Raw genomic sequence first — 21,239 nt, forward strand, 5'->3', positions numbered from 1 at the left:
GCTAACTAAGTGGCGTGCGGACGGAAGCGTTTGCCGCCGCATCCGCACGGCGCACCGGTTGAGGGAAGAGGCTAGACCTCGCGGTTTTCCTTGATGTCCCAGGCAAGTACGCTTTCTCCGCCCTTCGTGCCCTGGTCCGTCTGTTCCCAATACTGTTTTTGCACCTTTGCCGCCTGGAACGAGTATGTGATTCGCACTGCCTCGGACCCTTTTTCCGCGCCTTGCTGTACGGCCGTCACCAACACTTCGGACAAGGTGATGCGCAGATACTCGATTTGCGAGCCGCCGGCTTTGCACACGGAGATCTCGACCTTGGGGAGGTGCTTGCCGTTGGCGCAGTATTTGAGAATGGCGGGCGCCGCCTTGTCCAGGAAGGTTTCGACCTGCAAGTCGTTGAAACTGACTTTGCCGATGCCGCCACCGCTTCCGGTCGCCATGCTGCCGGGCTGCGTTGCGCCCCAGCCATAGGACTGGATGTCGATCCATCCCTTGTGATTGGCGTCTTTGGACTCGCCGGTTACGTTGTCCACCCGCATGTACATATCAACTGACATTCCCTACCTCCTGGTTCCTACTGATTGAAACGACTTCAACGATCGAAGCGAAAGCACGGCTCAATCGCCATGCTTGAGCGCGGGTAACTGCGAAACGAGACGCAGGGATACCGTTAGCCCTTCTAATTGATAGTGCGGTCGCAAAAAGAATTTCGCGCTGTAATAGCCCGGGTTGCCGTCGATGTCTTCCACAACCACGGACGCCGCCGCAAGCGGCTTTCGCGCCTTGGTGTCCTGCGATGAATTGACCGGATCGCTGTCGACGTAATGCATGATCCAGTTGTTGAGCCACGATTCCATCTCGCTGCGCTCCTTGAATGACCCTACCTTGTCGCGCACGATGCACTTCAAATAGTGCGCAAAGCGGCAACACGCGAACAGGTAGGGCAAGCGTGCCGCGAGTCGCGCGTTGTCCGTGGCCGTGGCGTCGTGATACTCCGCCGGCCGCTGCAATGATTGGGCGCCGATGAACGCCGCAAGACTGGAATTCTTGTGATGGACGAAAGGCATGAAGCCATTGCGTGCGAGTTCCGCTTCGCGGCGGTCGCTGATCGCAATTTCAGTGGGACACTTCATGTCGACGCCACCGTCGTCGGTTGGAAACGAGTGGGTGGGCAGGTCCTCCACCGCGCCGCCGGATTCGACGCCGCGAATCGACGTACACCAACCATACAGCTTGAATGAACGGTTGATGTTGGTCGCCATTGCATAGGCCGAATTGATCCATGCGTAGCGCTCGTGGTTGGCACCGTCGGTGTCTTCTTCGAAGTTGAAGGCGTCGACCGGATTCGTGCGAACGCCATAGGGCAGGCGAGCCAGAAAGCGCGGCATCGTAAGGCCCAGATAGCGCGAGTCTTCCATCTCGCGAAGGTGGCGCCAGCCAACGTACTCGCTATTCAGAAAAATCTTGCTGAGGTCGCGCGGGTTCGATAGCTCCTGCCACGACTCCATTTGCATGACCGCGGGCGATGCGCCGGTAATGAATGGACAATGCGCGGCGGCCGCGATCTTTGCCATTTCGCCGAGCGTCTCGATGTCCTGTGGACTGTGATCGAAGTAGTAGTCTCCGACCAGGCAGCCGAGCGGTTCCCCGCCGAATTGGCCGTACTCTTCTTCGTAGATCTTCTTGAAAATCGGGCTTTGATCCCAGGCGACGCCCTTATAGCGCTTGAGCACGCGGCTCAACTCCGTTTTCGTCACCGGCAGGCAACGGATTTTCAGGAGTTCGTCCGTCTCGGTGTTGTTGACCAGATAGTGCAGCCCGCGCCACGACGACTCGATCTGCTGAAAATCCTCATGATGGATGATGGCGTTGATCTGCTCCGAGAGCTTGCGGTCAATCTCGGCGATCACGGCCTGGATTGTTTGGTAGGCGTCGTCCGACATGACCACCGCGTTCTCAAGCGCCTGCAGGGCGAGCGTTTTCATCGCGCCGTCGATCGCTTGCTGCGCCTGTTCGGTACGCGGATTGAGCTCCCTGATCAGAGAGGCGGAAAAGCGGTCAGCCGAGAGCACAGGCATGAGCTGTTGCGGCAAGGGGGATTCCGTATGATTCATTGCGGTCTTTTCAACGGTCTTGAGATGAAGGTGTGTCTCGCGCCATGCATGTCGGCATGCACGGCGCGAGGCACGTCGCTGTGCACGTTACGCGCGCTCGACACCGGCGGTTCCGGCGGCGTCCCCGGCATCCGGCGAACCGGAGGCGTCCACCAGCGCCTTGAGCAGTGAGGGGCTTTTCAGCGCCTGGGTAATCAGTTCCTCCGCGCCGCTCTTGCCGTCCATGTACGACAGCAGATTCGACAGTTGCGAACGCGCTTGCAGCAACTGGTTGAGCGCGGGGACCTGGGTCGCGATGGCGTCCGGTGAGAAATCCCCAAGGCTTTCAAAGCTGAGATCCACCGCTAGCAGCCCTTGCCCGGAGATGCTGTTCGGGACATGCATGGTGACCCGCGGCCGAATCGATTTCAGGCGGCCGTCAAAGTTGTCGATGTCGACTTCGAAGAATTTGCGCTGTTCGAGATCGGGCTGCGGCTGCGTCGATTTGCCTACGAGATCGGCGACCACTCCCATCACGAACGGTATTTCCACCTTCCGCTCGCTGCCGTAAGTCTCGACGTCGTACTCGATCTGAACCCGCGGCGCACGATTACGTGCGATGAATTTTTGCCCCGTTGCTTTTGCTCTTGACGCGTTTGAGTTGCCCATTTGAAGTCCTCCGCTGATTTGATTGATGTGCTAGCCACGAGGCGCGCCGGCTTAATCGCGCAGGTTGTCTGACGTGCTCTGCGCGTGGCCGGCCAGAACATCCACCTGAGGCAATGCAGCGGGCGCCATGTCACGGACGATGTCGTAGAAGTTCATCCGCATCAGGCGTTGGGCGCGGCGGATCAGTAGCGGCGCCGGATGACTCGGCTCCGCCTGCTCCAAATACAGGCACGCATCCTCCAGCGCGAGCATGACGGACTCGCGCGAGCCAATTGGCGCCCGCTCGCCAGGCCCGCGACAATCATTTGCGACGATGGACCGGGCTTGTTCCACGAGCGGCCTAGTGCCACCCGCAGCCTGCGGAGCGTGCTCGCGTGACGCAAGAATCGCCCGCTGCACCGTCTCTAACGGGGTCTCCACCGCGCTTGCGGACGGAACCCAGGAGATGTCGAGCCTGGTGGCGATCTGCTGGCGGATTCGGTCGATCGAATCGAGCAGTTGCGGAACAGCGGTCAGTTGGGTTTGCTCGGCGGCGAGCGCCGCACATAGCGCCGCTTTCTGAATACCGCCGGACGAGGGGTGGTTTTTCGCCGCGGCCGTGGGATTGCTTTCGAGAATCGCCGCAGCCTCGCGCAACGATAGACCACCGGATGCCAGGCGCAGCAAGATGGCGTCGCGAGCGGCGCGTCCAGCGCCCTTCGGGTCGGTCAACGCCGCGATGGCGTTGACACGGACCAGCGGATCGAACTCGCCGGCGATCCGCAACTGTGGATGGACGTCCTCCCATTGCTGCTCTAGCGTTTCAGCGGCGAGCGCCAGACCTTTTGCGTAACCGGGCAAACCGTCGATCTCCGTCCATGCCTGCGTCAACAGAGCGATGATCCGCAAATCGACGCTGCGTCCAAGCAGCTCGACGGCCAGTGTTTCGACGTGCCGCCAGTCGGGGGCCACGGCGGGAATCAGGGCGTCGCCGAATTGCTGCTCGCGGACGCCCGTCGCCGCTTGCTGCAATGCCGTGAATGCGACGTCATATTCCAGATCGACGCCGCAAGGCTGCTCCGGACTCATGGAGCCGATTTGATCGATTGAAAAAGCATTCATCAAATGGATGCGCCGGAGCGATGCGTTAATTGATATACCTCTCAATTCAATTGATATTGAATTCGAGGGTTGGGTTTGATTCTTAGTGAATTTGGATTTTTCTAAAATCGTCTTAATCCGCGTCGATTTATTTAAGAAAAATTCGGATTTTTCTCGGAGTGGGTCAGGTGCGCTCAGCGTGCTTGTGCTCTTGCTCGGCCTTATGCACGCCCTCTATCCTCGGGCGTTTCGCCGGCGGAGTGCGTTGGTGAATTATGTCTATCATAAGGATGCCTACGTATATGGCGGAATTGTTTCTTGGATGCGATCTTATTCCGGTTCTATCGTAATGGCAAGTCGGCTTTCCGGGATTTTAAACTCGATTGGGCTAAAATATATTGAGATTGAGAGGGGTGTGACTTGGTGTTGATGTAAAACGCTTTGAGATCAATGGGGATGCATTGCAATCTCAGAATAAAATTTATCTTTGTAAAAAATATTAAAGGAGCAATGCGATAGAGAATTGATTTAACTACGCATTGCTTGGGCCGGAGTTTGCGGGCATGGGGCCCGCACGAGCGCGCTCGGTTCCGTTCCAGTGAATCGATCGGGTGGTATTTGGCTTTTTGTGTGGGCTGCGCGTGTGCCTGGCGTGTGCCTGGAGTGTGCCTGGTTCGCGCTTGGTGGTGAGGTTGGGTGAACTGCTTGCTTGCCGCTGCGAGGATCGCGCAGTGCGTGGGGCCAACTAAGCCTGGTTGGGTTTTGCCGGCGAGTCGCCGGACGGCAGGGATCGTGAATTCCCGGGTGAGCGCAGAACGCCGCAGTATCGCTCGACGACTTGATGGATGGGTTCACGCACCCGACAGCGCAAAAAATCGCGACCCAAAACAAAAAACCGCCAAGCAAGCTGGGCGGTTTTTCGAGCCTTGAACTAACAAGGCAAATCTGGTCGGGGTGAGAGGATTCGAACCTCCGGCCTCTACGTCCCGAACGTAGCGCTCTACCAGGCTAAGCTACACCCCGATCTGGTACTGCTGGACTCTTACGGTGTTTCAGTCTCGTTCAAGACTGTCTTGCCGTCGAGTAAGAACATAATTCTAGCAGGCTATCTTTGAAAATGGAATCGGGAAATGAAGAAATTGCTGCAGCTGCAGCCAGAGCTTCCTGCTTCGCACACTCAAGCGTGTGATCCAGCGCGCCGGAACGCGTGATCGCTTCGAAAATCGTGTCGAAACGGTCCGTGCCGCCTTGCTCGATGGCTTCCCGCGCGAGGGCCGACTGCTCCGGCGTACCACGTTCGATCAGATAAATCAGCGGGAGCGTGGGTTTGCCTTCGCGCAGATCGTCGCCGGCGTTCTTGCCCATCGATTCGGCCGTGCCCGTGTAGTCGAGCCAGTCGTCCATGATCTGGAACGCGGTGCCGATGCGGCGGCCGAATTCCGCCGCCGCGGCTTCAATTTTTGCATCCGAACCGGCCAGCACCGCGCCGAGTTGGGCGGCGGCTTCGAACAGCTTGGCGGTTTTGTAGCGGATCACCTGCATGTAGCGCGTTTCGTCCACGTCGGCGTCATGCATATTCAACAACTGCAGCACTTCGCCCTCGGAGATGATGTTGGTCGCCTCCGACAGGATTTCCATCACACGCATCTTGCCCACGCCGACCATCATCTGGAACGAGCGCGAGTACAGGAAGTCGCCGACGAGGACGCTCGCGGCGTTGCCGAACAGCGCGTTGGCGGTCTGGCGGCCGCGCCGCAGGTCGGATTCGTCGACCACGTCGTCGTGCAGCAGCGTGGCCGTGTGGATGAATTCCACCACCGCGGCCAGCTCGTGCCGGTGCCCGGTGGTTTCGCCCAGCGCGCCCGCCACCAGCAGCAGCAGCGCGGGCCGCAGCCGTTTGCCCCCGGCGCTGATGATGTACTCGGATATCTGATTGATCAGCATCACGTCGGACGCCAGACGGTGCCGTATGACGCGATTGACCTGCTGCATGTCTTCGGCGATCGGAGCGAGCAGGCTGGCGGCGTTGGAGGAGGGGGTGGCAGTCGACGACATGATGGCTGAATAGGGTAGTGCCGCGAATTATAAGGCGAATCGCGACAGTTCCGGGACGCAGGCTGCGGCACGGCGAGACGAGGACAGCGGCAGGACCGCGTGCCGGGGCTGGACGGCAAGGCGCCGGGCGATGCGCGCGGCGACACTCAATGAGTTTTGACCGAGCAGCTAACTCTATGTATAATCACGGGTTTCCGCGCGCGGTGCGTGGGAAAAATGAACACAGAGTGAGGTTCTCAATGTACGCGGTCATAAAAACCGGTGGCAAGCAGTATAAAGTTGCCGTCGGCGAAAAACTTAAAGTAGAACAGATACCGGCAGACATTGACGCTGAAATCACGCTCGACCAGGTTCTCGCAGTGGGCGAAGGCGAATCGATTAAGTTCGGTACGCCGCTGGTCAGTGGGGCTTCCGTCAAGGCTACCGTCGTGTCGCAAGGTCGTCACGCAAAAGTGACCATCTTCAAGATGCGTCGCCGGAAGCACTACCAGAAGCATGGCGGCCACCGCCAGAACTATACCGAACTGCGCATCGACGCGATCACTGCGTAAGCGCAACGGTTAAGGAGCAAATCAAATGGCACACAAAAAGGCAGGCGGATCATCCCGCAACGGCCGCGACTCTGAATCGAAGCGCCTTGGCGTTAAGGTTTACGGCGGCCAGGCTATCAACGCTGGCGGCATCATCGTTCGCCAACGCGGCACGCGTATGCACCCGGGCGAAAACGTCGGTATCGGCAAGGATCACACCTTGTTCGCGCTGACGGACGGCCACGTCAATTTCTCGACGAAGGGCGCAGCGAAGAAGCACATGGTCAACGTCGTCCCGGCAGCAGTCTGAGTTTAATCAGGCACGGGCTTCAGGACCGGAAAAAGGCCCCGCGAAGTTCGCGGGGCCTTTTTTATTGCAGCGCTTTTTGTCCGAAGAGTGGGTGGATTGAATTGCCAGGTCGGCGTGGTTAGCCAATCGGCTGATTGCTCATCGCACGGCGGGCGCGGCAAAATAGCATCATCTGAAAGCATCAACCCAGCAGCACCCATCTAGCAGCACACCACGGGACGGAGTTACGCATGAAGTTCATTGACGAAGCGAGGATTGAAGTCATCGCCGGCGACGGAGGGGATGGCAGCGCGTCGATGCGCCGCGAGAAATTCGTTCCGTTCGGCGGCCCGGATGGCGGCGACGGCGGGCGGGGCGGCAGCGTGATCGCGGTTGCAGACCGCAACATCAACACGCTGATCGACTACCGCTACGCGAAAAAACATTTGGCGCGCAACGGCGAAAACGGCCGCGGCGCGGACTGCTACGGCAAGGGCGGCGACGACATCACGCTGCGCATGCCGGTCGGCACGACCATTTCCGATATGGAAACCGGCGAGCTGATCGCCGACTTGACCGAGCACAACCAGAGCGTGCAGATCGCGCAAGGCGGTGCGGGTGGTCTCGGTAACCTGCATTTCAAATCCAGCACGAACCGCGCGCCGCGTCAGAAAACCGACGGCAAGCCCGGCGAGCGCCGCATGGTGCGCCTCGAACTGAAGGTGCTGGCCGACGTCGGTCTGCTCGGCATGCCGAATGCCGGCAAGTCGACCTTTATCTCGTCGGTGTCGAACGCGCGGCCGAAGATCGCGGATTACCCGTTCACGACGCTCGCGCCGAATCTCGGCGTGGTGCGTGTCGGGCCGAGCCGCAGCTTCGTGATCGCCGACATTCCTGGTTTGATCGAAGGTGCGGCGGAAGGGGCGGGCCTTGGGCACCAGTTCCTGCGTCACCTGCAGCGTACCGGTCTGCTGCTGCATATCGTCGACCTCGCACCGTTCGACGAGGCGGTCGATCCGGTGGCGGAAGCCAAGGCGATTGTCAACGAATTGCGCAAGTACGACGAGTTGCTCTATGAGAAGCCGCGCTGGCTCGTGCTCAACAAGCTCGATATGGTGCCCGAAGATGAGCGCGAAGCACGGGTGTCGGCCTTCCTTGAAGGCTTCGGCTGGGACGGCCCGGTGTTCGAAATCTCGGCGCTGACCGGCCAAGGCTGCGAAAGTCTTTGCTACGCGATATATGACCACATCGCCGCGCATTCGGATGCGCAGCGGGCGGCCGAAGCCGAAGATCTTGCTGCTGACGTGCGTTTCCGCGAAAAGCCGGAAGCACCCGCTGCCGCGGCGGACGACTCCGGCGTCGACCCGCAGTAATAACAAGCTTGAGCGCCGGCGCCTGTAAGGGCCGCCTGCATGCATCACGCGTCATCTTGGGAGACCGCGCACAATGCGTTCCGTCATCGCAGATTCACGGCGATTGGTAGTGAAAGTCGGCTCGAGCCTCGTCACGAATGACGGGCGCGGCCTCGATCATGCTGCGATCGGCCGCTGGGCCGCTCAGATTGCCGCACTGCGCGCGCAAGGCAAGGAAGTGGTGCTGGTCAGTTCGGGCGCCATTGCCGAAGGGATGCAGCGGCTCGGCTGGACCAAGCGGCCACGCGAAATCGACGAATTGCAGGCGGCCGCGGCTGTCGGTCAAATGGGCCTCGCGCAAGTGTACGAAAGCCGCTTCGCCGAGCATTCGATCCAGACCGCGCAGATTCTGCTGACCCACGCCGATCTGGCCGACCGCGAACGCTATCTGAACGCCCGCTCTACTTTGCTGACGCTGCTGCGTCTGGGCGTCGTGCCGATCATCAACGAGAACGACACAGTCGTCACCGACGAAATCAAGTTCGGCGACAACGACACGCTGGGAGCTTTGGTCGCGAATCTGATCGAAGGCGATGCGCTCGTGATCCTCACCGATCAGCAAGGGCTCTTTACCGCCGACCCGCGCAAGGATCCGAACGCCACGCTCGTTCAGCAGGCCGATGCCGGTGCGCCGGAGCTCGAAGCGATGGCGGGCGGTGCCGGTTCGAGCCTGGGCCGTGGCGGCATGCTGACCAAGATTCTCGCCGCCAAACGCGCGGCGCACAGCGGCGCCAATACGGTGATCGCGAGCGGGCGTGAAGCAGACGTGTTGTCACGGCTGGCCTCGGGCGAGGCGATCGGCACGCAGCTGATCGCTCGCACTGCACGCATGGCGGCGCGCAAGCAATGGATGGCCGATCACCTGCAGGTGCGTGGTCATGTCGTGATCGACGATGGCGCAGTCGAAAAGCTGACCGACGGCGGCAAGAGCTTGCTGCCAATCGGCATCGTCGGTGTGCAGGGCGCGTTTGCGCGCGGCGAAGTGATCGCTTGCCTAAGCGCGGCAGGGCGTGAAGTCGCACGCGGCCTGACGAACTACAGCAGCGCGGAGACCAAGCTGATCCAGCGGCGTCCGAGCGGCGAGATTGAATCGGTGCTCGGCTACATGCTCGAGCCTGAGTTGATCCACCGCGACAACCTCGTGCTGGTCTGATCTCCGGGTAAAGTACGCGTCAAAGACAAAAAAGCCGTTCCAGCGTGAGCTGGAACGGCTTTTTCAAATTCGTGGCGGCTTCCAGATTCGAAGTGCGCTCGCGAAAAACTGGCTCAGTGAACCAGCGAGGTCTGTGTGCGCTTGTAGCGGATGTTCTCAACAATCTGCTTCGCGTTGCCGATGGGCATCTTGTTCGCGCAGAAATAATCCTGATACAGCGCTGCCTGATAGGCGTTCAGCGCGCCATTCTCGATGCGCCTGAAGTCGTTGGCGACGGTTTGGTCCCAACCGTCGTGATCGGCGTTCAGCCCTGCGTACTGGCGCCATTCATATGTGTCGCAGCGAATCCCTTCGTAATTCACGTTGCGGGCGCCGCTTGGACTCGTCACAACCACTGTGTAGCGCACCACACCGTCAGTGCCGACGCTCAGCGAGTTTCTGTCGACCGAGAACTGCAACGGCGTGTTGCCGGAGACGTCGAAAGGAAGAAGGTTCGAGTCCTGCGGCAGCGGTGGCAACGTGTCCACCTTGTTTTCCACCCAGTTGCTCGGCCGGTCCAGCAGGTAGGCAAACGCGCTGTCGTCTTTATTTGTGGGTTTGCTGGCGCAACCAGCCAGCAGGGCGCCGGTGGCGACGCACGCCACGACGAGAGCAAGTGCTTTCAATATGGTTTCCTCGAAACACGGGTGCGGCTCATTGAGCCGCACCCGCAGAGGCGGCGTGGACAAGCCGCTCAGAGTTGTTAATTGCGTACGCCAGGGCGGAACAGCGAGCCGGCGGTTTCGCGCTCCGATTCGTCTTCGTGTTCCGATCCGGAGCCAACCTGGGCTACCGACCCGGAGCCCGGACCGCAATCAGACACGATCGTCGTGTGAATCGACGTTTCGATGCTGAGTGTGGTCACCGAGGTGGTGACCGTCATCATCGTCGAATCCGGCGGACTTTCCATCGACGACGCTATCCGGGGATAACGCGGCCCATGGTGCCCGCCAGGTTTTTCCGCACGCGGCGCAGCCCGGCGCATGAAACGGGATAGCTCCGTCAGCGCCAACTGATATACATCCCGCTTGAACTCGATCACACAGTCGAGTGGCACCCAGTACTCGTTCCAGCGCCACGCATCGAACTCAGGGTGGTCGGTGGCGCGCAAGCATATGTCGCAATCGCGTCCAACCATCCGGAGCAAAAACCAGATTTGTTTCTGGCCGCGGTAGTGACCGCGTACTTCGCGCTTTATGAACTTGTCAGGCACCTCGTAACGCAACCAGTCGCGCGTGCGACCGATCACCTTGACGTGCTCAGGAAGCAGCCCGGTTTCTTCGTGTAACTCCCGATACATCGCTTGCACGGGGGTCTCTCCGTACTTGATGCCCCCTTGCGGAAACTGCCAGGAATGTTCACGGAGCCGTTTGCCCCAAAACACCTCGTTGTGCGCGTTCAAGAGGATGATGCCGACGTTCGGGCGAAAGCCTTCACGATCCAGCATACAACCACCTTCGAATCCTTTAAAATTGCTTTGATTATAAACAGATAACGGACCAGACGCACCGATTCGCACCAGATTGGAACGATTCGCCGCAAAAGGCCCGTGTTTGCGGTAGCCTGTCAGTCTTTCCGTGCCTTATCCCTTGCTGCAAAGGCTTTGCGCGGCGGCTTCAGCGCCGCGATCGGGCCGGTTTTGCCGGGGTTTTACCTGGGTATCAGGTCGTTTGCCGGGGCTGAGCCGGGTCTTGGCCAGACGTTGGCCGGGTGTTCGGCGAGTCCGTGCCGGCTTCGAGCCGGGTCTGTGTCGATTTCCCCACCGTTTTCACCTTTCGGGCGGTCCCTCCGGAGCCGCCGCTTTTGGAAAATCTGAATGAAAGCTTCCCGTTTCTTTATCGGCACGCTGAAAGAAGCGCCCGCCGACGCCGAGATCGTCAGCCACAAGCTCATGGTGCGCGCCGGCATGATTCGCCGCGTCGCCGGCGGCATCTATAACTACCTGCCGGTCGGCCTGCGTTCGATCCGCAAGGTGGAAGCCATCGTGCGCGAAGAAATGAACCGGGCGGGCGGGATCGAGTTGTTGATGCCGTCGGTGCAGCCGGCCGAGCTGTGGCAGGAGTCGGGCCGCTGGGAAAAGTACGGCCCCGAGCTGCTGCGCTTCAAGGATCGCAAACAATCCGATTTCGTGTTCGGGCCGACCCACGAAGAAGTGGTGACCGACATCGCGCGCGGCCAGATCAAGAGTTACCGCCAATTGCCGGTGAACTTCTATCAGATCCAGACGAAGTTCCGCGACGAGATCCGTCCGCGTTTCGGCTTGATGCGCGGTCGCGAGTTCATCATGAAAGACGCGTACTCGTTCGATAAGGACGCGGAAGGTCTGCGCGAGTCGTATCGCAAGATGTACGACGCGTATGTGCGTATCTTCACGCGCCTCGGTCTGGATTTCCGCGCCGTGGCGGCTGACAACGGTTCGATCGGCGGCAGCGGCTCGCATGAATTTCACGTGATCGCTGAGACCGGCGAAGACGCGATCGCCTATTGCCCGACCTCCGACTTTGCCGCGAACGTCGAAGCGGCTGAAGCATTGCCGCTGTACGCAGAGCGCGCGGCGCCGACCGAGGAACTGAAAAAGACCGCAACGCCGGGCAAAGCAAAGTGCGAGGCCGTGGCCGAGCTGCTGAACGTCCCGCTCGAGCGCACGATCAAGTCGATCGTCCTCGCCACGGAAAACGAAGGTGCCGAGCCGACTATCTGGTTGCTGATGCTGCGCGGGGACCACGATCTGAACGAGATCAAGGCGGGCAAGCTGCCAGGTCTGGCGGACTTCCGCATGGCGACTGAAGCCGAAATCGTTGAGACCTTCGGCACGCCGCCGGGTTACCTCGGCCCGATCAACACGAAGAAGCCGGTCAAGGTTGTCGCGGATCGCACGGTCGCGAACATGAGCGACTTCGTGGTCGGTTCGAACGAGGTGGATTACCACACCACCGGCGTGAACTGGGGCCGTGATCTGCCGGAACCGGTCGTCGCTGATATTCGCAACGTGAAGAAGGGCGACCCGTCGCCGGATGGCAAGGGCGTGCTCGACATCTGCCGCGGTATCGAAGTCGGCCACGTGTTCCAACTCGGCACGAAGTACTCGGAAGCGATGAACGCCACCTGCCTCGACGAAACCGGCAAGCCGCGCCCGATGGAAATGGGCTGCTACGGCATCGGCGTCACGCGTATTCTGGGCGCGGCGATCGAACAGAATTTCGACGACAAGGGCATCATCTGGCCGGAGTCGATCGCCCCGTTCGAAGTCGTGCTGTGCCCGATGGGCTATGACCGTAGCGACGCGGTGCGCGAGCAGGCCGATAAGCTGTACGCGGAACTGGTCGAAGCGGGTGTCGACGTGATCCTCGACGATCGCGGCGAACGTCCGGGCGTGATGTTCGCAGACTGGGAGCTGATCGGCGTGCCGCATCGTCTGGTGATCGGCGATCGTGGTCTCAAGGAAGGCAAGCTCGAGTATCAAGGCCGCCGCGACGCTGAAGCGACGCTGCTGCCGGTCGAAGACGCCGCCCAAACGGTGATCGGCAAAGTTCGCGCCGCGTTGGCGCGCTAAGCGGAGCGGACGGTGGAGTACACCTTCCTGTCCGCGACCGTCCTGCTGATTCTGATCACCGATCCGCTCGGCAATATTCCGCTCTTCATCAGCTGTCTGCGCGGGGTGGCGCCGAAGCGGCGCACGATCGTCATCCTCCGTGAGGTGGCGATCGCCTTCGCGATCCTGCTGGTGTTCATGGTGGTCGGCGACCGCTTCCTGCGCATGATGAGTCTGACTGACCAGTCGTTGCGCATCGGCGGTGGGATCGTGTTGTTCCTGATTGCGCTCAGGATGGTGTTTCCGCATCCGGACGGTCCGTTCGGCGGCGACACGCGCGGCGGCGAGCCGCTCATCGTGCCGCTCGCCATTCCGGCGCTGGCGGGCCCGTCTGCACTTGCGACGGTGATGCTGCTGACGTCGCAGGCGCCGGGCAAGATGTTCGAGTGGATCGGCGCGCTGACTGTCACGATGATCGTCTGTGCGATCGTGCTGATGCTGGCGGAGCGGATTCAGGCGTGGCTAGGCGAGCGCGCGATGATGGCCTTTGAACGCTTGATGGGACTGGTGCTGGTGGCGATCTCAGTGGAGATGATGCTCGGCGGTATCCGCTCTTTTGTGCATCAACTTTGACTGAAAATCAGCGCGGGGTTCTGCTCAGCCGGATAGAGCAGTGTTGCGCCCCATCCCTGACAAACAAAAAAGCGGCCCGCAGGCCGCTTTTTTTACATCGGGACGCGCCATGAAAGGCGCTGCTCCAACCAGCACTCAAGCCCCTTCGGTCAACGCCCGAATAGTCGGCAGATTGCGCCAGTAGCCCTTAGCGTCCATCCCGCAACCGAACACGTAGCGGTCCGGCACTTCGAAACCACAGTAGTCCGGGCGCAGCGGCTTCGCCTTCGGAATGATCTTCTCGCACAGCACCGCGCTCAGGAAGCGCTTCGCGCCCATTGCGAGGATGCGGTCGCGGATCGCGGCCATCGTCTCGCCTTCGTCGAGGATGTCGTCGAGCACCAGCACGACGCGATCCTTCACGGACTCAGCCGGCGCCACGCGCCACTGCATCTCATTGCCGCCCTTGGTGGTGTTGCGATAGCGGGTCAGGTGGATGTAGTCGAACTCGAGCGGGAAATCGAGGTGCGGCAGCAGCATGCCGGTGAACACCGCCGCACCGCCCATCACCGACAGCACGAGCGGGAAGTCCTCGCTCATTTCGTCGCGGATGGCGGTAGCCATGCCGCTGATCGACGCGTTGACGTCGTCGGCCGAAACGATTTCTTCGGAGTGGCTAAAAATGTGGAGAGCTTCTTCGCGGTTCATGACGTCTGACGGGCGGTAACTGTATACATAGTGTGGGTGAGAACGCCCCGAAGGACGTTCCCTTGGGACGGCGGCATGCGGTACAGCATAAACCCGCACGAAGCTGGAGTCAGCCGCGCATGCCGTTCCTTGCACGGAAGCACGCGCACCGCCGTCTTGCTAAAGCTTAGCGCATGCCGGGCATCATGCCCTTCATGCCGCGCATCATCTTCTGCAGATTGCCGCCCTTCAGCTTCTTCATCATCGTGCGCATCTGGTCGTATTGATTCAGCATGCGGTTGACTTCCTGCACCTGCACGCCGGCGCCGGCGGCAATGCGGCGCTTGCGGGTGGCCTTGATCAGCTCGGGCTTGGCGCGCTCCAAAGGAGTCATCGAATTGATGATGCCTTCCATGCGGCGCATCTGCGATTCGGCCATGCCCATGTTGGCGCCGGCAGCGGCCTGCTGGAACTGCGCGGGCAGCTTGTCCATCAGCGACGACAGGCCGCCCATGCTCTTCATCTGCGTAAGTTGTGCGCGGAAATCGTTGAGGTCGAAGTCGCCGCCTTTCTTGACCTTGTCGGCGAGCTTCTGCGCGGCCTGGACATCCACGCCGCGTTGCGCTTCTTCGACGAGGGCGAGAATGTCGCCCATGCCGAGAATCCGGTTCGCCATGCGATCCGGATAGAAAATTTCGAGGCCGTCGAGTTTTTCGGCGACACCGACGAACTTGATCGGCTTGCCCGTCACGTGACGCACGGAGAGCGCCGCGCCACCGCGCGAGTCGCCGTCGAGCTTGGTGAGGACCACGCCGGTGAGCGGCAATGCGTCGCTAAAGGCCTTCGCGGTGTTGACCGCGTCCTGACCGAGCATCGCGTCGACCACGAACAGCGTTTCCGCCGGCTTCAGCTCGCTGTGCAATGCAGCGATTTCCTGCATCATCGCTTCGTCGATACCCAGACGGCCGGCCGTGTCGACCAGCAGCACGTCGTGGTAGTGGCGCTTGGCCCAATCCACTGCGGCGCGCGCGATATCCACCGGCTTTTGATCGGGTTCCGACGGGAAGAAGTCCGCACCGACCTGTTCGGTCACCATCTTCAACTGCGCGATTGCAGCCGGGCGGTAAACGTCGCACGAGACGGTCAGGACCTTCTTCTTGTACTTTTCGCGCAGGAGCTTGGCGAGCTTGCCGACCGTGGTCGTCTTGCCGGCGCCTTGCAGACCCGCCATCAGGATGACGGCCGGCGGCGTGACGGCGAGATTAAGCTCGACCGCCTTGCCTTCATAGTCGCCGCCGATGATCGCGGTCAGCTCGCGCTGCACCACGCCGACCAGCGCCTGGCCCGGCGACAGGCTGCTGATCACCTCCTCGCCGAGCGCTTTTTCCTTCACCTTGGCGATGAACTCGCGCACGACGGGCAGCGCCACGTCCGCCTCGAGAAGCGCGAGGCGCACTTCGCGCAGCATTTCCTGGGTGTTCGCCTCGGTGAGCCGGGCTTCGCCGCGCAGCGTCTTGACGACGCGCGCCATCCGTTGAGTCAGATTGTCGAGCATGGGGAGCGATGAACAGTGCGGCCGGAGCAGGGCGCGATGCGGGAGACGTCGCGGAGCAGGGGCCTAGTGTAAACTTCGAATATGGATATTGTACTGTATGCCCTCACTGCACTCCTCTACGGCGGTCTCGCCGTGGCCGGCTGGCGCTCGCACCGGCACGCCGCCGTGCGCCCCATGCTCGAGAGCGTGCCACCGGTGCCCGTCGCCGCGGGCGTATCGGCCTCGTCGGCCGCCTCGGGCATGAGCACCTCGGGCCGCGCGCTGCTGTGTGTCGCGCTGCTCGCCCACGGCGTGCTGCTGCATACCACGATCTTTCCTCAAAACGCGATGGTGTTCGGTTTCGCGTTTGCGCTGTCGGCGATGTTCTGGCTCGGCGCCGGCATCTACTGGATCGAGAGTTTTTTCTTTCCGCTCGACGGCCTGCGCCTGCTGGTGTTGCCGCTCGCCTGCGTCGCTTCCATATTGCCGCTGGGGTTCGGCGGCGTGCGTGTGCTGCCGTATTCGGCCGCGCCAATGTTCAAGCTGCACTTCCTGATCGCCAATATCGCGTACGGTTTGTTTGCGATCGCGGCATTGCACGCGATTCTGATGCTGCTGGTCGAGCGCCGCCTGCACGCAATGCGCGGCGGTGTGTCGCAACGCAATGCGGCCGCGGCGGGCAACGGCTGGTTGTCGAGCTGGCTCGACACCTTGCCGCCGCTGCTGACTCTGGAAAAGCTGCTGTTCCGTCTGATCGGCGCCGGCTTCGTCCTGCTCACGCTGACGTTGCTCTCGGGCATTATGTTCAGCGAGCAACTGGTCGACCGCGCATTGCGGCTCGATCACAAAACCGTCTTCGCGATTCTTTCCTGGGTGATGTTCGGCGCGCTGCTGACCGCGCGCAAGGTTTCCGGCTGGCGCGGCCGTGCGGCATTGCGCTGGGTGCTGGCGTCGTTCGTCGCGCTGTTGCTGGCGTACGTCGGCAGCCGTTTTGTATTCGAGGTGCTGTTGCACCGTGCTGTAGTGTGAGTGTCCTGCTATGCGACAAATTTTTCTGCTGATCCTGTTGTTCATCGTCGGCCAATGGCTGGTCAAGGCGCTGCGTCGTCATGACGCGCAAGCGTCGCAACGCACGGGAGGCGCCGGTGCGAACGGCGCCGCCGGGGCAAAAGGCCAGAGCGGCGCGCGTGGGCCCGCCTCCGCGCAAGCGCAGCCGCAGCTTGCCGAGCCGATGATCCGCTGTGCCGAGTGTGGCGTGCACGCGCCGAAGAGCGACTCCGTGGTGGTGGCGGGGCAGCCGTTCTGCAGCGCCGCGCACGCGCAGCGTCACGGCGCGCATCCCACGGGCCGCGACGCTCGATGAGCGTCGCGTTCACCGTCGATGCCGACGGTTGGGTCAGCGCCGCACGCAAACTGCCATCGCCGAATTTCGAAGCGCGGCCCGAAGGGGCCGTGCCGACACTGATCGTCGTGCACAACATCAGCCTGCCGCCCGATGAGTTCGGCGGTACGGCGATCGCCGAACTGTTCCTGAACACGCTCGACTGCGACGCCCACCCGTACTACGACACGCATCTGCGCGGCGTGCGGGTGTCGGCGCACTTCGTGATCCATCGCGACGGCGCGCTCGAGCAATTCGTGTCCTGCAACGAGCGCGCGTGGCACGCCGGCCCGTCGAATTTTTTCGGCCGCGAGCGCTGCAATGATTTCTCGATCGGCATCGAGCTGGAGGGCAGTGACACGACTGCTTTCGAAGCGGCGCAATACCGCACGCTGGGTGCACTTGTGACGGCGCTCAAGGCTCGCTATCCGGTCGAGGGGCTTGCCGGTCACTCGGACATTGCCCCCGGCCGCAAGACCGATCCTGGGCCCCATTTCGAGTGGCAGCGTCTGCAGCGCGACACCGCGTTGGCGGATCAGTACTTCCCCTATCTCAAGTTTTCCAAAACGCTGTAACGACCCTTCGCGCAACATCGCGTGATGCGAGGAGAACAAGGCGCTGCCTTGTTCTCCGGGGAGTCGGCTTCGCGTCGCGCTATGCAAAAGTCAAGACTTCGAAAGCAAATAAATCGATTTGACCTGTCTTGAAACTACACTATACTTGGTGCCAGAAATTCGGTTTCGCACTACATCTTGTGTCTGGTGTGTATAACTCTGTGCATAACTGAGTGCATAACTGAGTGCATAACTGAGTGCATAACTGAGTGCATAACTGAGTGAATAAGTCAGCGGCGCCCCGCTCCCCGAGCATGGCGCCGCAAGCATTCCAGGCAGCGAAAAATATTCCTGCGGCGTGGTTGGTGAGAGAGCCGGCAACGTCCAGAAGCATTCAGGAAAAGGGCATAGCAAGTGATCGCGACACACATGATGAAGACCGTCGTCAATTCGAATCAGGCTTCATCGCTGTCGCATCCCGCCACCCGGCTCAGCCGGCCTTTTTCCTGCACCCCATCGCTTGCGCACGCGGCGGCGCAGCGTTCGTTTTAATCCGCGGCTTTCGCCGCAACATTTCCAAGACCAGGAGCTTTGCACATGCAAACCACCGACAACGTGACGACCCGGTACGAGGGCTCACCGACTGGCCAAAACTTCGGCCAGGCACAAGGCGCCCAGGCGCTCGCGCCGCAAGCGACCTACGCCGACTACAAGGTGATCCGTCGTAACGGCAGCGTGGTGTCGTTCGAACCGTCGAAAATCGCCATCGCTGTGACGAAGGCATTTCTGGCCGTCAACGGTGGTCAAGGCGCGGCGTCGGCTCGCGTGCGCGAACTGGTCGAGCAACTCACGCAGAACGTGGTGCGCGCGCTCCTGCGCAGCCGCCCGAACGGCGGCACGTTCCATATCGAAGACATCCAGGATCAGGTCGAACTCGCGTTGATGCGCGGCGGCGAGCATAACGTCGCACGTGCCTACGTGCTGTATCGCGAGAAGCGCACTCAGGCGCGCGGTCACGACGAGCAGATCGTCGCCAACACGCCGGGCCTGAACGTCACGGACAACGGCGTGACGCGTCCGCTCGACATGGCTGCGCTGCGCGGCATCATCGAACTGGCTTGCTCGAACCTGGGCGATGCCGTGAGCGCCGATCCGATCATCGCGGAAACGGTCAAGAATCTGTACGACGGCGTGCCGATGAGCCAGGTCTACGACTCGGCGATCCTGGCTGCCCGCACGATGATCGAAAAGGACCCGGCGTATAGCCAGGTCACCGCACGCATCCTGCTGCACACGATCCGCCGCGAGATCCTCGAAGAGGAAGTCACGCAAACGGAAATGGGCGAGCGTTACGCCGAATACTTTCCGAAGTTCATCAAGCGCGGCATCGGCGCCGGCCTGCTCGACGACAAGCTCCAGCAGTTCGACCTGCAGCGCCTGGGCGCCGCGCTCGACAACAGCCGCGACCTGCAGTTCGGCTACCTCGGTCTGCAAACGCTGTATGACCGCTACTTCCTGCATCACGACGGTGTGCGCATCGAAATGCCGCAGGCATTCTTTATGCGTGTCGCGATGGGCCTGTCGCTGAACGAGATCGACCGCGAAGCGCGCGCCATCGAGTTTTACAACGTGCTGTCGAGCTTCGACTTCATGTCGTCCACGCCGACGCTGTTCAACTCGGGCACGCATCGCTCGCAACTGTCGTCGTGCTACCTGACGACGGTGGAAGACGACCTCGATGGCATCTACGAAGCGCTGAAGGAAAACGCGCTGCTGTCGAAGTTCGCAGGCGGTCTGGGCAACGACTGGACGCGCGTGCGTGCACTCGGTTCGCACATCAAGGGTACCAATGGCAAGTCGCAAGGCGTCGTGCCGTTCCTGAAGGTCGTCAACGACACGGCTGTCGCCGTGAACCAGGGCGGCAAGCGCAAGGGCGCGGTCTGCGCGTACCTGGAAACGTGGCACCTGGACATCGAGGAATTCCTCGAGCTGCGCAAGAACACCGGCGACGACCGTCGCCGCACCCACGACATGAACACGGCGAACTGGATTCCCGACCTGTTCATGAAGCGCGTGCATGAAGGCGGCGACTGGACGCTGTTCTCGCCGTCCACTTGCCCGGACCTGCACGACAAGTTCGGCGCCGAGTTCGAAACGGCTTACACGGCTTACGAAGACAAGGTCGCGCGCGGCGAGATCAAGCTGTTCAAGAAGATCCCGGCGGCACAACTGTGGCGCAAGATGCTGGGCATGCTGTTTGAAACCGGCCACCCGTGGATCACGTTCAAGGATCCGTGCAATGTGCGCTCGCCGCAACAGCACGTCGGCGTCGTCCACTCGTCGAATCTGTGCACAGAAATCACGCTGAACACCAGCGACGCCGAAATCGCCGTCTGCAATCTGGGTTCCGTGAACCTCGTCGCCCACCTGAAGGAACAGGCCGACGGCACGCTGGCGCTCGACCACGACAAGTTGAAGCGCACCATCAGCGTGGCGATGCGCATGCTCGACAACGTGATCGACATCAACTACTACGCGGTTGCCAAGGCACGTAACTCGAACCTGAAGCACCGTCCGGTGGGTCTGGGTATCATGGGCTTCCAGGACTGCCTGCACCTGCTGCGCACGCCGTATGCGTCGCAAGAGGCTGTTGCGTTCGCCGATACGTCGATGGAAGCGGTCTGCTACTACGCTTACTACGCGTCGACGGAACTGGCGCAAGAGCGCGGCCGTTACTCCAGCTACCGCGGCTCGCTGTGGGATCGCGGCATCCTCCCGCAAGACTCGGTGAAGCTGCTGGCCGAAGCGCGCGGCGGTTACGTCGAAGTCGATTCGAGCGAATCGATGGACTGGACCGAACTGCGGTCGCGCATCGCCACCTACGGCATGCGCAACTCGAACTGCGTCGCCATCGCTCCGACGGCGACGATCTCGAACATCATCGGCGTGTCGGCTTGTATCGAACCGACGTTCCAGAATCTGTATGTGAAGTCGAATCTGTCGGGCGAATTCACGGTGGTCAACGACTACCTGGTGCGCGACCTGAAGGAACGCGGTCTGTGGGACGAAGTGATGGTCGCCGACCTGAAGTACTTCGACGGCACGCTCTCGCGCATCGACCGCATCCCGGCCGACCTGCGTGCGATCTACGCGACCGCGTTCGAACTCGATCCGGTGTGGCTGGTCGAGGCGGCCTCGCGTCGTCAGAAGTGGATCGACCAGGCGCAGTCGCTGAACATTTACATGGGCGGCGCGTCGGGTAAGAAGCTCGACGAGATCTACAAGCTCGCATGGGTGCGCGGTCTGAAGACGACCTACTACCTCCGCACGATGGCGGCGACGCACGTCGAGAAGTCGACGGTGGCGCACGGCGCGTTGAACGCGGTGAGCTCGGGTGGTAGCGAAGGATCGGGCGGCGCTGCAGGTGGCGCGGCCGGCGGCTTCGGTGCGAACAACGGCGCGGCTGGTGGTGCCGCGGGTGGCTTTCAGGCTGCAGCGGCCACGCCAGCAGTCGCGGCTGAAGCAGCGCCGGAAGCGGATGGTCCGGTGTGCATGATGCGTCCGGGCGATGCTGGTTTCGACGAGTGCGAGGCTTGCCAGTAAAAGCCTGGCGATTGCCGGG

General features: G+C 61.3%; 19 protein-coding genes and 1 tRNA gene. 10 read left to right on the forward strand and 10 right to left on the reverse strand.

Translation table 11 applies throughout. The annotated features are described in order from the left end of the window. Positions 1–71: 71 nt before the first annotated feature. The 6 genes from HHL24_RS31185 to HHL24_RS31210 all read right to left on the reverse strand — a co-directional run bounded on the left by HHL24_RS31185 (position 72) and on the right by HHL24_RS31210 (position 5,894). Positions 72–554: an Hcp family type VI secretion system effector gene (locus tag HHL24_RS31185; protein ID WP_169489170.1), complete on the reverse strand. Its 483-nt coding sequence runs from the start codon at positions 552–554 to the stop codon at positions 72–74. A gap of 60 nt (positions 555–614) precedes the next feature. Then, positions 615–2,075: a type VI secretion system contractile sheath large subunit gene (gene tssC / locus HHL24_RS31190; protein ID WP_230417638.1), complete on the reverse strand. Its 1,461-nt coding sequence runs from the start codon at positions 2,073–2,075 to the stop codon at positions 615–617. Positions 2,076–2,198: 123 nt separating this feature from the next. Then, on the reverse strand, positions 2,199–2,759 hold the full coding sequence (gene tssB / locus HHL24_RS31195; protein ID WP_169489172.1) for a type VI secretion system contractile sheath small subunit: 561 nt from the start codon (positions 2,757–2,759) through the stop codon (positions 2,199–2,201). Between the two features lie 51 nt (positions 2,760–2,810). After that, positions 2,811–3,860 carry a type VI secretion system protein TssA gene (gene tssA / locus HHL24_RS31200; protein ID WP_169489173.1) on the reverse strand — a complete coding sequence of 350 codons (1,050 nt, stop codon included), beginning with the start codon at positions 3,858–3,860 and terminating at the stop codon, positions 2,811–2,813. A 925-nt stretch (positions 3,861–4,785) separates the two neighbouring features. After that, positions 4,786–4,862: transfer RNA gene (locus tag HHL24_RS31205), tRNA-Pro, on the reverse strand. Between the two features lie 39 nt (positions 4,863–4,901). Next, positions 4,902–5,894: a polyprenyl synthetase family protein gene (locus HHL24_RS31210; protein ID WP_169489174.1), complete on the reverse strand. Its 993-nt coding sequence runs from the start codon at positions 5,892–5,894 to the stop codon at positions 4,902–4,904. Positions 5,895–6,133: 239 nt separating this feature from the next. Between HHL24_RS31210 and rplU the strand changes: the two genes are divergently transcribed. From rplU to proB, 4 genes are all read left to right on the forward strand, one after another. Then, complete coding sequence (rplU, locus tag HHL24_RS31215) at positions 6,134–6,445, forward strand: 50S ribosomal protein L21 (protein ID WP_169489175.1); 312 nt, start codon at positions 6,134–6,136, stop codon at positions 6,443–6,445. Positions 6,446–6,470: 25 nt separating this feature from the next. Then, positions 6,471–6,734: a 50S ribosomal protein L27 gene (gene rpmA, locus HHL24_RS31220; RefSeq protein WP_007180330.1), complete on the forward strand. Its 264-nt coding sequence runs from the start codon at positions 6,471–6,473 to the stop codon at positions 6,732–6,734. Between the two features lie 230 nt (positions 6,735–6,964). Next, positions 6,965–8,086, forward strand: coding sequence for an Obg family GTPase CgtA (gene cgtA / locus HHL24_RS31225; protein ID WP_169489176.1), 1,122 nt, complete (start codon positions 6,965–6,967; stop codon positions 8,084–8,086). A 73-nt stretch (positions 8,087–8,159) separates the two neighbouring features. Continuing rightward, a complete protein-coding gene (gene proB, locus HHL24_RS31230; protein WP_074282149.1) occupies positions 8,160–9,278 on the forward strand; it encodes a glutamate 5-kinase in 1,119 nt (372 codons plus the stop codon). 113 nt (positions 9,279–9,391) lie between these two features. Here proB and HHL24_RS31235 read toward each other — a convergent pair whose 3' ends face one another. Continuing rightward, positions 9,392–9,943: a CNP1-like family protein gene (locus HHL24_RS31235; protein ID WP_159000790.1), complete on the reverse strand. Its 552-nt coding sequence runs from the start codon at positions 9,941–9,943 to the stop codon at positions 9,392–9,394. Positions 9,944–10,020: 77 nt separating this feature from the next. Then, positions 10,021–10,764 (reverse strand): RNA pyrophosphohydrolase, encoded by a 744-nt coding sequence (locus HHL24_RS31240; RefSeq protein WP_169489177.1) that lies wholly within the window; start codon positions 10,762–10,764, stop codon positions 10,021–10,023. A gap of 369 nt (positions 10,765–11,133) precedes the next feature. Between HHL24_RS31240 and HHL24_RS31245 the strand changes: the two genes are divergently transcribed. After that, on the forward strand, positions 11,134–12,870 hold the full coding sequence (locus HHL24_RS31245) for a proline--tRNA ligase (protein ID WP_169489178.1): 1,737 nt from the start codon (positions 11,134–11,136) through the stop codon (positions 12,868–12,870). Between the two features lie 12 nt (positions 12,871–12,882). Continuing rightward, on the forward strand, positions 12,883–13,482 hold the full coding sequence (locus HHL24_RS31250) for a MarC family protein (RefSeq protein WP_120347511.1): 600 nt from the start codon (positions 12,883–12,885) through the stop codon (positions 13,480–13,482). 135 nt (positions 13,483–13,617) lie between these two features. On the opposite strand, the gene HHL24_RS31255 is transcribed toward HHL24_RS31250, so the two are convergent. Beyond that, complete coding sequence (locus HHL24_RS31255) at positions 13,618–14,169, reverse strand: hypoxanthine-guanine phosphoribosyltransferase (RefSeq protein ID WP_169489179.1); 552 nt, start codon at positions 14,167–14,169, stop codon at positions 13,618–13,620. Between the two features lie 166 nt (positions 14,170–14,335). Beyond that, entirely contained in the window at positions 14,336–15,703 is a 1,368-nt protein-coding gene (gene ffh / locus HHL24_RS31260) for a signal recognition particle protein (protein WP_169489180.1), read from the reverse strand. Positions 15,704–15,784: 81 nt separating this feature from the next. Between ffh and HHL24_RS31265 the strand changes: the two genes are divergently transcribed. The 4 genes from HHL24_RS31265 to HHL24_RS31280 all read left to right on the forward strand — a co-directional run bounded on the left by HHL24_RS31265 (position 15,785) and on the right by HHL24_RS31280 (position 21,220). Beyond that, positions 15,785–16,711 (forward strand): cytochrome C assembly family protein, encoded by a 927-nt coding sequence (locus HHL24_RS31265; protein ID WP_169489181.1) that lies wholly within the window; start codon positions 15,785–15,787, stop codon positions 16,709–16,711. Positions 16,712–16,721: 10 nt separating this feature from the next. Continuing rightward, complete coding sequence (locus HHL24_RS31270) at positions 16,722–17,045, forward strand: PP0621 family protein (RefSeq protein WP_169489182.1); 324 nt, start codon at positions 16,722–16,724, stop codon at positions 17,043–17,045. After that, positions 17,042–17,638 (forward strand): 1,6-anhydro-N-acetylmuramyl-L-alanine amidase AmpD, encoded by a 597-nt coding sequence (gene ampD, locus HHL24_RS31275; protein WP_169489183.1) that lies wholly within the window; start codon positions 17,042–17,044, stop codon positions 17,636–17,638. The genes HHL24_RS31270 and ampD overlap by 4 nt, the downstream gene beginning before the upstream one ends. A gap of 576 nt (positions 17,639–18,214) precedes the next feature. Further along, positions 18,215–21,220: a ribonucleoside-diphosphate reductase subunit alpha gene (locus HHL24_RS31280; protein ID WP_169489184.1), complete on the forward strand. Its 3,006-nt coding sequence runs from the start codon at positions 18,215–18,217 to the stop codon at positions 21,218–21,220. The last annotated feature ends 19 nt before the right edge of the window (positions 21,221–21,239 follow it).

Source organism: Paraburkholderia polaris, from assembly GCF_012927345.1.
In the GTDB taxonomy this organism is placed as follows: domain Bacteria; phylum Pseudomonadota; class Gammaproteobacteria; order Burkholderiales; family Burkholderiaceae; genus Paraburkholderia; species Paraburkholderia polaris.

Bases quoted from the DNA above. Each gene is read 5' to 3' on its own strand.
- rpmA (WP_007180330.1), top strand. From the start codon at position 6,471: ATGGCACACAAAAAGGCAGGCGGATCATCCCGCAACGGCCGCGACTCT.
- tssC (WP_230417638.1), bottom strand. From the start codon at position 2,075: ATGCCTGTGCTCTCGGCTGACCGCTTTTCCGCCTCTCTGATCAGGGAG.
- HHL24_RS31240 (WP_169489177.1), bottom strand. From the start codon at position 10,764: ATGCTGGATCGTGAAGGCTTTCGCCCGAACGTCGGCATCATCCTCTTG.
- HHL24_RS31280 (WP_169489184.1), top strand. From the start codon at position 18,215: ATGCAAACCACCGACAACGTGACGACCCGGTACGAGGGCTCACCGACT.
- ampD (WP_169489183.1), top strand. From the start codon at position 17,042: ATGAGCGTCGCGTTCACCGTCGATGCCGACGGTTGGGTCAGCGCCGCA.
- HHL24_RS31255 (WP_169489179.1), bottom strand. From the start codon at position 14,169: ATGAACCGCGAAGAAGCTCTCCACATTTTTAGCCACTCCGAAGAAATC.
- tssB (WP_169489172.1), bottom strand. From the start codon at position 2,759: ATGGGCAACTCAAACGCGTCAAGAGCAAAAGCAACGGGGCAAAAATTC.
- ffh (WP_169489180.1), bottom strand. From the start codon at position 15,703: ATGCTCGACAATCTGACTCAACGGATGGCGCGCGTCGTCAAGACGCTG.
- HHL24_RS31270 (WP_169489182.1), top strand. From the start codon at position 16,722: ATGCGACAAATTTTTCTGCTGATCCTGTTGTTCATCGTCGGCCAATGG.
- rplU (WP_169489175.1), top strand. From the start codon at position 6,134: ATGTACGCGGTCATAAAAACCGGTGGCAAGCAGTATAAAGTTGCCGTC.
- HHL24_RS31185 (WP_169489170.1), bottom strand. From the start codon at position 554: ATGTCAGTTGATATGTACATGCGGGTGGACAACGTAACCGGCGAGTCC.
- cgtA (WP_169489176.1), top strand. From the start codon at position 6,965: ATGAAGTTCATTGACGAAGCGAGGATTGAAGTCATCGCCGGCGACGGA.
- HHL24_RS31245 (WP_169489178.1), top strand. From the start codon at position 11,134: ATGAAAGCTTCCCGTTTCTTTATCGGCACGCTGAAAGAAGCGCCCGCC.
- HHL24_RS31210 (WP_169489174.1), bottom strand. From the start codon at position 5,894: ATGTCGTCGACTGCCACCCCCTCCTCCAACGCCGCCAGCCTGCTCGCT.
- proB (WP_074282149.1), top strand. From the start codon at position 8,160: ATGCGTTCCGTCATCGCAGATTCACGGCGATTGGTAGTGAAAGTCGGC.
- HHL24_RS31265 (WP_169489181.1), top strand. From the start codon at position 15,785: ATGGATATTGTACTGTATGCCCTCACTGCACTCCTCTACGGCGGTCTC.
- tssA (WP_169489173.1), bottom strand. From the start codon at position 3,860: ATGAATGCTTTTTCAATCGATCAAATCGGCTCCATGAGTCCGGAGCAG.